Below are 13,556 nucleotides of genomic sequence, written 5' to 3' on the forward strand. Positions count from 1 at the left end.
AGTTTTCCGTAGATTTCATCTTTTTTCCTAAGGGCTAGCTCATGGAGCTGGATAGGATTAAAAGCGTACTGAGCTCGTATAGGCCTGACTGAAAAATAGGGAAATACATTTTGTTTTTTATGTATTTCGCCTTTTTTCAAAGGTCGAACAATAGCAGTATAAAAATATAAACAGAAATGATGGTGGAACACATGAGTTACATTCAATTTTTTGATACAACACTGCGAGATGGTGAACAAACGCCAGGCGTTAATTTTAACCAGAAAGAAAAAATTCAAATCGCCTTACAGTTAGAAAACTGGGGAGTAGATGTGATTGAAGCTGGTTTCCCAATCTCTTCAACGGGAGATTTTGAATCTGTTCAAAAAATCGCAAATACGTTAAAGAAAGCAACGGTCTGCGGTTTAGCTCGCTGCGTTGAAGCGGATATTGATTGTGCTTATGAAGCTCTAAAAGGGGCTGTTTCACCACAAGTACATATCTTTCTAGCAACGAGTCCAGTCCATTTAGAATATAAATTAAAAATGACACAGGAAGAAGTTCTGGAATCTATTGCCCATCATGTTGCTTATGCTCGAACGAAATTCGAAAAAGTGCAATTTTCACCAGAGGATGCGACTCGAACTCCGATTGATTTCTTAACAAAAGCGGTTCAAACGGCAATTGATGCAGGGGCGACAATTATTAATATTCCCGACACGGTGGGCTACACAAATCCGACAGAGTTTGGTGCATTATTCCGTCATCTTCGTGATAATATTGCCCAATTTGATGATGTTATTTTCTCAACTCATTGTCATGATGATCTTGGGATGTCCGTTGCTAATGCTTTGGCAGCAATTGAAAATGGAGCTAGACGTGTGGAGGGAACGGTTAATGGGATTGGTGAGCGTGCTGGAAATACTTCATTAGAAGAAGTCGCAGTTGCCTTGCATATTCGTCATGATTATTACCAGGCTGAGTCAGGAATTACGCTGGCTGAAACAAAACGTACCAGTGATCTAGTCAGTCGTTTGTCAGGAATGGCTATTCCTAAAAACAAAGCGGTTATTGGGGCCAATGCCTATGCCCACGAGTCAGGTATTCATCAAGATGGTGTCTTGAAAAACCCTGATACGTATGAAATTATTACCCCTGCATTAGTAGGCGTAGAAAAAAATTCACTGCCGCTAGGAAAACTTTCTGGGCGACATGCCTTTAATACAAAAGTTGAAGAAATGGGTTATCATCTTAGCGATGAAGAAAATAAAATTGCTTTTAAACGCTTTAAACATTTGGCGGATGTTAAGAAACAAGTTACAGAAGAAGATATTCATGCAATTATGCTAGGTCAAGTTGCTGAAGATACAAACTACGAGTTGACCCATTTGCAATTGCAATATGTTTCAGGTGGTTTACAAGGTGCGATTGTCAGTATTGCGGAAGAAAAGGGTACGGCTCCTTTAGAGGATGCAGCGACAGGCGCAGGTAGTATTGAGGCGATTTATAACACGATTGACCGGATTATGGAAGCTAGTGTTGAGTTAACAGATTACCGAATTCAAGCAGTAACAAAAGGACAAGATGCTCAGGCGGAAGTTCATACGACAGTTAAAGATGGAAATGGACGGACATTTCATGGAATCGGGATTGATTTTGATGTTTTAAACGCATCGGCTAAAGCTTATATTCAAGCGAGTGGAAAAGCCAAAGATCAGGTGGGAAAAGGAGCGAACTAAAGTATGGAATATAAAATTACAGCGTTACCTGGAGATGGGATTGGACCCGAAATTATGGAAAGTGGCTTGAGTGTTTTAAAAGCTATTGAAGAGGTCTTTGGGCATCAATTCCAAGTGACGAAGCGCCCGTTTGGTGGTGCTGGGATTGATGCGGAAGGCGATCCATTATCAGACAAAACGTTAAATGCTTGTAAGGAGTCTGAAGCTATTTTATTAAGTGCAATTGGCGGTCCTAAATGGCAAAAAGCTAGTAAGACACCTGAAATGGGTCTATTACAGTTACGTAAAGCCTTGGGTCTTTATGCAAATATTCGTCCGATTCAAGTCCCAACTAGTATTGCACATCTGTCACCATTAAAGGCGGAAATTGTTAGTGGCAGTGACTTTGTTGTGGTACGTGAATTGACTGGTGGAATTTATTTTGGTGAGCCAAAGCACTGGAATGATGAGGAAGCGTTGGATTCGTTAGTCTATACGCGCGAAGAAATTCGTCGTATTTGTGTTCAAGCTTTTGAAATTGCACAAGGACGTAAGAAAAAAGTGACATCTGTTGATAAAGCAAACGTCCTTTCTTCAAGCAAATTATGGCGCAAAGTTGTAGCAGAAGTGGCGCAAGATTACCCTGACGTTACTTTGGAGCATCTATATGTCGATGCCGCTGCGATGCTGATTATTCAAAAACCGACAACTTTTGATGTGATTGTGACGGAGAATCTGTTTGGCGATATTCTAAGTGATGAAGCGTCTGTTATTACAGGATCGCTAGGTATGTTGCCATCAGCCAGTCACGGCATTGAAGGCCCATCTGTCTATGAGCCGATTCATGGTTCAGCACCAGATATTGCTGGAAAAAATTGTGCCAATCCAATGTCCATGATTTTATCTGTAGCAATGATGTTAAGAGAAAGTTTTTCTTTAATTTCAGAAGCAGCAGCGATTGAGGTGGCTAGTAATACGGTGATGGAGGCAGGAATTCTAACAACGGATTTAGGTGGAACAGCGACAACGACTGAATTTACTGAAGCCGTTCGCAAACAAATAATTGAAGGAGGTCGAAGATAATGGGAAAAACAATGTTTGATAAATTGTGGGATCGTCATGTTATTTATGGAGAAGTTGGTGAACCGCAATTATTATACGTAGATTTACATTTGATTCATGAAGTGACCTCTCCTCAAGGTTTTGAGGGTTTGCGAGTAGAAGGCAGAACCGTTAGACGTCCCGATAAAACTTATGGAACGTTAGATCATAATGTCCCAACAGAGGATATTTTCAATATCCAAGATTTAGTTGCGAAGAAGCAAATTGAAGCTTTGCAAAAAAATTGTGCTGAATTTGGGATCACATTAGCCGATAACGGGAGTGAAAATCAAGGGATTGTGCATATGGTTGGTCCTGAAACAGGCTTAACTCAACCGGGGAAAGTGATTGTTTGTGGCGATTCTCATACGGCGACTCACGGTGCTTTTGGTTCAATTGGCTTTGGAATTGGGAGTAGTGAGGTGGAACATGTATTAGCTACGCAATCTATTTGGCAACAAAAACCAAAAACAATGGGGATTGAAATTGTGGGAGAACTGCCACCAGGCGTGTATTCTAAAGATATTATTTTGCATTTAATTGCTACTTATGGTGTGGCTTTTGGAACCGGTTATGCAGTGGAGTATTATGGCGAAACAGTGCGCAATATGACGATGGAAGAGCGAATGACTATTTGTAATATGGCGATTGAAGGCGGAGCTAAGATGGGTATGATGGCTCCTGATGAAACAACCTTTGAGTACATTCGTGGTCGTGCATATGCTCCTAAGAATTTTGAAAAAGCAGTAGCAGATTGGAAAACATTACCTAGTGATCCAGATGCACTTTATGATTTAGATATTAAAGTAGATGTCTCTGAATTAGCACCTTACGTAACTTGGGGAACCAATCCAGAAATGGGGGTGCCTTTTACTGAGAATTTTCCAGCCATTGAAAATATGAATCATGAGCGTGCTTATCGCTATATGGGATTAGAGCCTGGTCAAAAAGCCAGTGAAATTGAGTTGGGTTATGTCTTTATCGGTTCTTGTACGAATGGTCGTTTGTCAGACTTGAAAGAAGCGGCTCGTTTTGTAGCTGGACAAAAAGTCAAAGCGGGCATTCGAGCGATGGTTGTACCGGGATCTAGACAAGTTAAGCTGGCTGCTGAAAAAATTGGGTTAGATCAAGTTTTTAAAGATGCTGGTTTTGAATGGCGTGAACCCGGCTGTTCTATGTGTTTGGGTATGAATCCAGACCAAGTTCCAGACGGCGTTCATTGCGCATCAACATCGAATCGAAACTTTGAAGGGCGCCAAGGTAAGGGAGCTAGAACACATCTAGTTAGTCCAGCAATGGCAGCAGCTGCAGCAATCCATGGACATTTCATTGATATTAGACAGGAGGTAGAAATTTATGGAAGCCATTAAAGTTCACGAAGGGCAAATCGTTGCGTTGATGAATGATAATATTGATACGGATCAAATTATTCCTAAGGCCTTTTTGAAACGAATTGAAAAGACTGGGTTTGGTGAGTTTTTATTTGATGAATGGCGCTATTTACCAGATCGTTCTTTAAATCCCGATTTTTCATTAAATGATCCTAAGCGTCAAGAGGCAACTATTTTGATTACTGGCGAGAATTTTGGCTGTGGGTCTTCAAGGGAACACGCGGCGTGGGCTTTGTTAGATTATCGTTTTAGGGTAATTATTGCTGGCGGATATAGTGATATTTTTTATATGAACTGTACAAAAAATGGCGTTTTGCCCATTCATTTGCCTAAGGATGTTCGAGAGAAGTTAGCAGCTTTGACACCGGAGCAAAGGGTAACGATAGATTTGCCGAATCAGCTTGTTAAAAGTCCAGTTGGCGATTATCCATTTGACATTGATCAAGTTTGGAAACATAAATTTATTCATGGCTTAGATGATATTGGAATTACTTTGGGAAGCCATCAGGACGCGTTACAGGGCTATGAAGATAAATACGATCAACAATATAACTAAGAGTTAGAGGGTGTCAGAGTGAGCAAAAATAAGTTAGTAACGAAGGAAGATGTGCTAAAGGCACGAGAAGTTTTGCGCTCTGTCGTAAAAGAGACGCCTTTAGAAAAAGATTTATACTTATCGGAAAAATATCAGTGTACAGTGTATTTAAAACGTGAGGATTTACAGTGGGTCCGCTCCTTTAAGTTACGTGGTGCCTATTATGCTATTTCACAGTTAAATGAGTTGCAATTAGCGCAAGGTGTTACTTGTGCTAGTGCAGGGAATCATGCCCAGGGAGTGGCTTTTACGTGTGCTAAATTGGGTATTTCGGCAACTATTTTTATGCCGACAACAACGCCTCAACAAAAGCAAAATCAAGTCAAGTTTTTTGGTAAAGACAAGGTTGAAATTGTGTTAATTGGAGACACTTTTGATGAATGTTCAAAAGAAGCGCTAGCCTTTTCGGAAAAAATGGGCTCAGCTTTTATCCATCCTTTTGAAGATCCAGATACAATTGCTGGACAGGGGACGATTGCAGTTGAAGTATTTGAGGAGTTAGCTCGAGAAGAGGCGCAGGCTGATTATTTATTTGCGGCAATCGGCGGTGGTGGTCTAGTTTCAGGCTTGTTAAGTTATACGACAGCAGTTAGTCCAGAAACAAAAGTGATTGGTGTTGAACCTAGTGGAGCAGCTTCAATGGCTTTGTCTTTAGATGCAGGTGAAGTCCTTTCTTTAGACACGATTGATAAGTTTGTTGACGGAGCATCCGTAGGAAAAGTTGGTGGTTTAAATTATCAGCATTGTGTGGAGATGGTGCATGATGTGATTGATGTTGAAGAAGGTTTGGTCTGTTCGACAATTTTAGATATGTATACAAAGCAAGCAATTGTGGCGGAACCAGCTGGCGCATTATCAGTGGCTGCTTTGGAACCTTATCGCGAGGAAATCAAAGGGAAAACCGTTGTATGTATTATCAGTGGTGGCAATAATGATATCAATCGCATGCAAGAAATTGAAGAGCGATCGTTGTTATTTGAAGGCTTGAAGCTGTATTTTCTAGTCAACTTTCCACAACGTCCAGGCGCATTGAAAGAATTTGTTAGTGATGTTTTAGGTCCTGATGATGATATTACGAAGTTTGAATATACTAAAAAAGTAAATCGGAATAGTGGACCAGTTATTATTGGTATTTTACTAAAATACAAAGAGGATTCTGTTAGTTTGATTGAGCGTTTAAGTCAATTTGATCCAACATATATCTCGATTAATGATAATCAGATGTTGTATACGTTGTTGGTATAATCTAAAGCAATTTTGAAATTTATACCTAAAAAAAATCTAACTTAAAATTTAAGTTAGGTTTTTTTGTCGTAAACTAAGTTATTAAGACGGGGACAACTTCCGAGAAAATATGAATAGTGTTAGCAATTTTAAAGCTAAACTAGCTACAATACCAATTAATCCAAAAACAATAATTATAGTGTTCCTAATGGAGTTTTTTCGAAAATAAATAACTGTTTTCTTTATATTTAAAAGAGTGTCGGAATCTATATTAATAACGTCTAATTTATAATTTTAGATTTAAATAACGATTAATACGGAAATATATAGGACTTGTTTTCGAATGAGCACGAATGTTATTATTTTTGTTTGTTATTTTTTAATTAAGTTGAAATTCCTTTTGTTTCTACATTTTTCTGTAAAATGTATTTAAATTAAGGGTAAGTGTTTTTACTTTTAAAGTTTATACAATGGTGCTATAGCGTAGGTAATAAATAACAAATAAAAAATAGATAAAAGGAGTGTTTTTATGTGTACAAGTATTTTTTTAGAAACCAAAGATAACAAACATTTGTTGGCTAGAACGATGGATTTTTCATTTCCATTAGACTTTGACGTAGTATACCTCCCCAAAAAGAATGAGTGGGTATCTGAAGCTGATAAAGAAAAACATCAGTCTAAATATGGGATGTTGGGAGCAGGCCGTTTACTAGGAACTTCTTATTTTGTTGCTGATGGTGTAAATGAGCATGGTTTAGCTATTGCCGAACTATATTTACCTCAAAAAGCAGTTTATCAAAAAGAACTTGATAGCGAAAAAATAAACTTAGCTCCTCATGAATTTATTACTTGGGCTTTAGGTGAATTCAAATCTATCTCAGAATTAAAAAAAGAACTTTCTAAAGTTAATCTTCTTGAAGTACCCGCCCCGCTTATTGATACAGTGACCCCTTTGCACTGGATTTTAACAGATACCACTGGAAATTGTATGGTGATAGAACCAACTGGTAAAATGCTTCATCTTAAAGAAAACCCCGTCGGTGTTATGACAAATACTCCTCTTTTAGACTGGCATATTGATAATCTAAGTAATTATTTAAATGTCCGTCCTAAACAATATGAACCTACAAAATTTGGAAAATATACTTCACATGCCTTCTCTCAAGGAACAGGAACGCTAGGATTACCTGGTGGCTATACTCCTCCTGAAAGATTTGTTCGTGCTGCTTTCTTTAAAGAATATATCGATCAAGCGGGTATAGAAATTGAAGCGGTTACAAATGCTGTGAGAATTTTAGCAACTGTTCAAATTCCTAAAGGGATCGTTGTTACAGATGACGACAAAGAAGACTATTCTCAATATATAGGGATGATGTGTAACGAAAGTAAAACGTATTACTACACGGATTACAATAATACTCGTATTTCTCAAATAACTTTAACAGACGAATTACTTGAAAGAAATTCACCTAAAGTATTTGTTACTAAAAAGACAGAAGATATCGATATTCTGAATAAAGAAATCCTATCACCTGAGGAAAAAATTTCTAGTATGGGACAAAAAGGTGAAGCAGGAATAAGTACGTTAGATATACTTCGCCAAGAACTAGCATTAGGCTTAAAATCAGCCAACAATGGTAGCTTGAATAATGATGCACATCAAACTATTGATCAAGCAATTGAGCAACTAAAACAGTTGAAAAACAATGTGTAAAGTTTTAGGATGTGCCATAAAAATTAAATAAGTTTACACAACTCCTGAATAATTCATAGCTTTAATTCTTTGGTACATTTTATTGAAATATGTATCACTAATATCCCTATCAACTGATTTTGACTAAAAAGTTACTTCAAACATTCACTGTTCAAAAATATTGAGGAATAAATTTTGGGTGTAAGGCATTTTGAGCATACTTCTCCCTGGATAACTTCCCAGTAAAAAAATCGTTAGATTGTTGGATTAGATCCATTGACTGGCTCGCCTCAGGCGAGCAAAGACCCTGTAGAATTCATTCTGATACACATGATAACTAGATAATTTGAGATAGACTCGTCTACCCGTTTGGACTAATTTCCCAGCAACTTTCAGAAACTTCAATCGAATAGAATGAATGGTCATTCCCTTTTGGACTTCCTCAAAGCCAATCGTTCTTAAGAAGTTGACTAAGTTGTAAGCTATCAAGCTGAGCATCATTCGGACATGATTCTCCAAAAAGCGAGGACTGTCTGTCTTGTCAAAGTAAAAGCCAGCTTTCGCTTCTTTAATGAAGTTCTCCATTGTGCCACGTTTGGCATAGAGAGAAAAGATGGTATCAGGAGAAACATTTTCTGATAGATTCGTCACGATAAACTCATGTCGAAAGAGTAGTTCGCCCGCTTCACGTGTTGAGCGTATACACACGCGACGACTTTGTGACCAGGATTGTGCTTGATAAGTGGTGGAGAAGTACTGAACTTCTCGTTCTTCCCACTTTTGATTATCGCCATAAAGTACTGATTTCTCAGCTATTTGACCTAGTCTACGATTATTCTTCAGTCGAATAACATAATGACTCTTTTTTGATTCACACGAATCATACACACCAGGTGTAGCGAACCCGCTGTCTCCACGAACCAAGATGTCAGTGTTTGGTAGAGAGTGATTATAGTGCTCTAATAAAGGTGTGAGAAACTCCTTTACGCCTTTTGATGTATATTGATTTCCTGAACGTAGTTCAGCTTTTAAGAAGTCACCAGTCAATCCGTCAAAAGCTACCAATGGATGATAACCATAGGTTTGGTAGTGGGTATTATAATCCGTTTGTTCTTGGTGACCAAATGTATCTGAATGGGTCGAATCTAAATCAATGATTAATTCCGTATCATTACGGATGAGGCGTGCTTTATCAATAAGTTCTTGGTTCAAAGCTTGAAGTTCATGGATATTCTCCTCAGATAGTCGATCTAAAAATCGAGAAAGTGAAGATTGAGAAGCGAGTTCTTTCCTATCTAAAACAGCTTTAAACACAGGATCTTGTCTCAGGAGATTAGCTGCAGAATCAGCTGAGTAACCAGCAATTAATTGCATAATGAACTGCTCAAGTATGGATAAGTTGTCATGAGTAAAATATGCTCGTTCGTCTTCAATGTGAATGTGTTGCTTAGCCAGTTCAGAAAAACCGAAGGTGTTCATCAGCTCTTTCACTAGGACGAGACCCGAATCACTCGATAATTGACCACCTGTATGAGAAATAGTGATATTTGAATTGAATTTTACTTGGTTTTTGTGTAAGCTAGTCATTAGAAGAACTCCTTTCTTTTGGTTGGTTTAGTCACTTTAACCATAGCAGAAAGGGGTTCTTTTTTCATCACTTAACGGGTGAAGATGAAAAAGTAATTGTAAGCTGCCGTGAGGCAGTTTCACATGGTTTTAATTAAAAGTATGAATTATTCAGGACAACTATTATTGTTATAAACTAAAAAGCTGAAAAATATATTTTTTAGCTTTTTTATGGCATATTAATACACGATTTTTTGTTAAATATAGAAATATATTTGCTGTTTTTGGTTAAATAATTGTTGAAAGTAAGATTATAAAATTAAATACTTTCTAAAGATTAAAAAAATTTAAAAGGGAGGACAGAAAAGTGAATAAAAAGAAAAACATTTCTAAATTTGGATTTTTCGCAATGACAGCCTCGCTGTTTATTACAGTTTATGAATATCCAACTTTCGCTGATTCAGGTAAAACATTAATCTTTTTCTTATTGCTTTGTGGAATATTTTGGTTTTTACCTGTTGCATTGAGTTCGGCTGAACTTGCAACGATAGAAGGGTATCAAGACGGCGGAATTTTTAGTTGGGTTGGTGAACCGTTAGGAGAAAAATTTGGTTTTGCTGCTATCTTTTTTCAATGGTTTCAAATTACTGTTGGTTTTGTCACGATGATTTATTTCATTATTGGAACAGTATCAGATGTTTTGAATGTACCGGTTTTAAATACTAACGTAGGTGTGAAATTTATTCTTGTTATTTCAATATTCTGGTTATTAACTGCACTTCAATTTAAGGGAACAAAAATTACAGAACAAGTAGCAAAATATGGCTTTTCAATCGGTATTGTTATTCCAGTGTTGCTTATGTTGGTTTTAGCAATTAAATATATAGCATCAGGAAATCAAATTTCAAAGAATTTTACAGATACCCACTTTTTCCCCGATAAAAGTAATATTTCTGCGCTAGTTTCATTTGTACTCGCATATATGGGTGTAGAGGCATCAGCTCCTCATATTGCCGATTTGGAAAATCCTAAAAAAGATTATCCAAAAATTATGTTTGCCTTAGTCATTGTTGGAGTTGTCCTTAGTACGATTGGTGGTAGTGTTGTAGCTATGGTTTCACATGGAAATATTTCAGCCAATGCAGGAGTTGTAAATGCGTTAAAAGAAATAATTTCTCCAGGTAAAGAATCTCCGTTGGTCATTATTTTAGGTATACTGGTCTCATTTGGTGTTATGGCACAGGTGAGTTCTTGGATTGTTAGTCCAACAGAAGGTTTACAATTCGTTGCTTCAAAAGGTTTATTACCAAAAAAATATGAAGAAGTAAATAAGCATGGCGTTCCGGTTCCATTATTAATAGTTCAAGGAATCATTGTAACTGCTTGGGCGGCGATTTTAACTTTTGGTTCTGGTAGTTCAGGTGGAAATGTTTCATTCCAAACAGCAATTTCATTGACAGTAATCATTTATTTAAGTGCATATATATTATTTTTTATCGCTTATCTAGTTATTGTTTTCAAAAAGAAAGAGTTGAAAAGAGAGTATCAAATACCTGGTGGTTCAAAAGTGAAAATTTTTGTTGCTGGTTCAGGTCTATTACTTTCGATTGCCGCCATTATGACTGCATTTATGATACCAGATACAATGAGTAAGACAGAAGGTAAAACGTATATTACTACATTGATTTTTAGTTACATCGTGACTGTAGTTGCTCCATTTCTATTTTATCAATTTTATAGCAAGAATCATAGCTTGAAAGGGGCGGCACATCATGAAGATGACCAAACAAGAATGGATTAATTTATTTCGTAATAAGATCTTATTAATCTCAGTCATCGCAATTGCCTTTATTCCGATTTTGTACTCATCTATTTTTGATAAATCAGTTTGGGATCCGTATGGTCGTGCAAAAGATTTACCTGTAGCAGTCGTAAATCAAGATAAGCCGACAGAATTATTAGGACAAAAAATGAATGTTGGGCAACAAGTTGTTGATAATTTGAAAAAAGATCATCAGTTAGACTGGAATTTTGTTTCAAAAGAAGAAGCAGAAAAAGGTATGAAAGATTTAAAATATTATATGATTGTGACAATTACCGAAGATTTTTCAAAAAATGCAGCTAGTATCATTAATCATACCCCTCAAAAAATGGAAATTATATACACAACGAATGATTCGTTAAATTATATAGCCAATGAAATTTCAACTGTAGGTGCTACTGCTCTGGAAACTCAAGTCAGGGAACAAGTTATTGAAGCATATGCAACGGCAGTTGTTGACGCGGGTCAAAAATTAGTTGGTGCTCTTGGCCAGGCCGCTAATGGAGCGAATCAACTTGCAGATGGTGGTGGTGAACTTCAAACAGGGCTAAAACAATATACCGAAGGCGTTTTTCAAGCAGATAGTGGCTCAAATCAGTTAGCAGATGGAACGGGTCAATTAGCAAATAGTATTGGCCCATTAGCTTCAGGTGTGTCGCAATTAGATTCAGGAGCGAATCAACTAAGTTCAGCTTTGAATCAAGCAAATCAAGCTTTAGGACCAATTGAAAATAATGTCGCTGGCATTGATGCTGGTTTAACTCAATTGGCTACTGGAACTCAAGATTTGGCCAACGCTTTAACCACATTTGAAAATAATTTAGATCCTAACGTAAAAATAGTCCTAGAAAATGATTTACAAAATATTCGTAATGAGATTAACTCGATTATTACCAACAAAGATAAGCTATTAGGAATTTCAAATGATGCAACAGGTGTAGCGGATCAAGCAAAAGTGGCAAGTGCTAGTTTGAGTGGCGCCAATTTGGAGATGCAAAAAATACAAACAGATATAGATTCTTATGTTGCAGATTTACTTGCAGGTACCACAATTTCAGATAATGAGAAAGCGGATATTGTAAGTTCAATTAGTAGCAAAGTTGATGCGATTTTAGATGAGCAAATTTCATCGATAACAGCACAAATAAATACTTCTTTATCGGCAGTTGAATCAGAATTAAATACACTAAGTGCTAAAGCATCAGATTTATCTGCTTCAGCAAATGATGTAAGCAATGTGACAAATGCTATGGCAGCCTCTGCACAACAACTTTCTTCTTCTGAAGCGAGTATCCATGCTGGAATTAATTCGTTTGACGCCTTATTAGCTCAGGTACCAAATTCATCACATGCAGTAAGATTAACCAATGGATTATATGCAATTAGTTCAGATTTAAATCTTGCGGCAACCAAGTTACCGACAGCTTTAGCTGGTGTAAATCAATTAACAACAGGAAGTAGCCAATTATCTACTGGTTTAGATCAATTGCAAAGTCAAATTCCAACTTTATCAAACGGTGTGAATCAATTAAATACAGGTGCAAACCAACTGCAAGCAGGATTAGCAGAATTAAATGAAAATTCACCTGAATTAATGAGTGGTATTGGGCAATTAGAAGGTGGAGCAAAAGAACTATCTTCTGCTTTAGATGAGGGTGTGAGTGAAAGTTCCACACTAAAAATTACGAAGAAAAATATTAACCAATTTGCAGCACCTACTTCCTTGAAAAATAATGAATATAGTAAAGTAGCAAACTACGGTGAAGCATTAGCTCCTTATATTATGTCACTAGCACTATTTGTTGGTTCAATGTTGTTCAATTTTATCTACCCAATTAGAAAAATTTCACTAGAGGGACAATCAAGCGGGGCATGGTGGTTGAGTAAAGTGAGTCTTGGATTTGTTGTTTCAAGCATAATGGCGTTAATTCAAGCAAGTATTATGTTATTAATTGGATTACAAGTTGATAACATTTTCCAATTTTTCTTAACAGCGTTTGTTAGTGCTTGGTCATATATGGCGATCACGATGTTCTTAGCAATGACCTTTGATAATCCAGGTAGATTTGTTGCGATGATTCTTTTAGTATTGCAACTTGGTGGTGCTGGTGGAACTTTCCCAATTCAATTACAAGCACCATTCTTTAAAGCAATTCATCCCTACCTTCCTATGTCCTATTCCGTTTATGCGTTTAGAGAAGCTATTTCAAGCGGAATCGGAGCCCCATTATTTAGAAAGAGTATTTTAATTTTAGCTTTATTAACAATCATTTTTGTAGCATTATTACGCTATTCAATGCATGTATTACAAAAAAAGAACCTGCAAAATGTTTCTGAATTAAATGATAATCAAAAGTTACAAGGCCTAGAAAATTAACTAGTTAAACAAAATTTAGAACTCAAGATAGTCAATTTTATGTATTGTAATCAAGCGAATAATTAGTTTGTACAGTATTAATTTTATAAA

Annotated in this window: 9 protein-coding genes; 8 read left to right on the forward strand and 1 reads right to left on the reverse strand. The window is 36.8% G+C overall.

The genetic code is table 11. The annotated features are described in order from the left end of the window. Window positions 1-191: 191 nt before the first annotated feature. From BR77_RS10995 to BR77_RS11020, 6 genes are all read left to right on the forward strand, one after another. A complete protein-coding gene (locus BR77_RS10995) occupies window positions 192-1,718 on the forward strand; it encodes a 2-isopropylmalate synthase (protein WP_035064998.1) in 1,527 nt (508 codons plus the stop codon). Between the two features lie 3 nt (window positions 1,719-1,721). Further along, window positions 1,722-2,780, forward strand: coding sequence for a 3-isopropylmalate dehydrogenase (leuB, locus tag BR77_RS11000; protein WP_035065001.1), 1,059 nt, complete (start codon window positions 1,722-1,724; stop codon window positions 2,778-2,780). Next, window positions 2,780-4,168 (forward strand): 3-isopropylmalate dehydratase large subunit, encoded by a 1,389-nt coding sequence (gene leuC, locus BR77_RS11005; RefSeq protein WP_035065004.1) that lies wholly within the window; start codon window positions 2,780-2,782, stop codon window positions 4,166-4,168. Before leuB ends, leuC begins: the two co-directional genes overlap by 1 nt. Then, on the forward strand, window positions 4,155-4,745 hold the full coding sequence (gene leuD, locus BR77_RS11010) for a 3-isopropylmalate dehydratase small subunit (protein ID WP_010052250.1): 591 nt from the start codon (window positions 4,155-4,157) through the stop codon (window positions 4,743-4,745). The genes leuC and leuD overlap by 14 nt, the downstream gene beginning before the upstream one ends. Window positions 4,746-4,763: 18 nt before the next feature. After that, window positions 4,764-6,029, forward strand: a complete 1,266-nt coding sequence (ilvA, locus tag BR77_RS11015; protein WP_010052247.1) for a threonine ammonia-lyase IlvA — start codon at window positions 4,764-4,766, stop codon at window positions 6,027-6,029. A gap of 508 nt (window positions 6,030-6,537) precedes the next feature. Then, entirely contained in the window at window positions 6,538-7,722 is a 1,185-nt protein-coding gene (locus BR77_RS11020; RefSeq protein ID WP_035065007.1) for a choloylglycine hydrolase family protein, read from the forward strand. Between the two features lie 246 nt (window positions 7,723-7,968). On the opposite strand, the gene BR77_RS11025 is transcribed toward BR77_RS11020, so the two are convergent. Next, the gene (locus tag BR77_RS11025) at window positions 7,969-9,288 is read right to left on the reverse strand and encodes an IS1380-like element IS1678 family transposase (RefSeq protein ID WP_015075518.1); all 1,320 of its coding nucleotides are present in this window, start codon (window positions 9,286-9,288) and stop codon (window positions 7,969-7,971) included. A 346-nt stretch (window positions 9,289-9,634) separates the two neighbouring features. Between BR77_RS11025 and BR77_RS11030 the strand changes: the two genes are divergently transcribed. Together BR77_RS11030 and BR77_RS11035 are read left to right on the forward strand one after the other, a co-directional pair. Then, the gene (locus tag BR77_RS11030) at window positions 9,635-11,068 is read left to right on the forward strand and encodes an amino acid permease (protein WP_035065010.1); all 1,434 of its coding nucleotides are present in this window, start codon (window positions 9,635-9,637) and stop codon (window positions 11,066-11,068) included. Then, window positions 11,040-13,466, forward strand: a complete 2,427-nt coding sequence (locus BR77_RS11035; RefSeq protein ID WP_035065013.1) for a YhgE/Pip domain-containing protein — start codon at window positions 11,040-11,042, stop codon at window positions 13,464-13,466. The genes BR77_RS11030 and BR77_RS11035 overlap by 29 nt, the downstream gene beginning before the upstream one ends. Window positions 13,467-13,556 lie beyond the last annotated feature (90 nt).

This window comes from Carnobacterium maltaromaticum DSM 20342 (genome assembly GCF_000744945.1).
Taxonomy (GTDB): Bacteria; Bacillota; Bacilli; order Lactobacillales; family Carnobacteriaceae; genus Carnobacterium; species Carnobacterium maltaromaticum.

What these genes read in the sequence shown, in the direction of transcription:
- BR77_RS10995 (WP_035064998.1), top strand. Translation starts at nt 192, where the DNA reads ATGAGTTACATTCAATTTTTTGATACAACACTGCGAGATGGTGAACAA.
- leuB (WP_035065001.1), top strand. Translation starts at nt 1,722, where the DNA reads ATGGAATATAAAATTACAGCGTTACCTGGAGATGGGATTGGACCCGAA.
- leuC (WP_035065004.1), top strand. Translation starts at nt 2,780, where the DNA reads ATGGGAAAAACAATGTTTGATAAATTGTGGGATCGTCATGTTATTTAT.
- leuD (WP_010052250.1), top strand. Translation starts at nt 4,155, where the DNA reads ATGGAAGCCATTAAAGTTCACGAAGGGCAAATCGTTGCGTTGATGAAT.
- BR77_RS11020 (WP_035065007.1), top strand. Translation starts at nt 6,538, where the DNA reads ATGTGTACAAGTATTTTTTTAGAAACCAAAGATAACAAACATTTGTTG.
- BR77_RS11025 (WP_015075518.1), bottom strand. Translation starts at nt 9,288, where the DNA reads ATGACTAGCTTACACAAAAACCAAGTAAAATTCAATTCAAATATCACT.
- BR77_RS11035 (WP_035065013.1), top strand. Translation starts at nt 11,040, where the DNA reads ATGAAGATGACCAAACAAGAATGGATTAATTTATTTCGTAATAAGATC.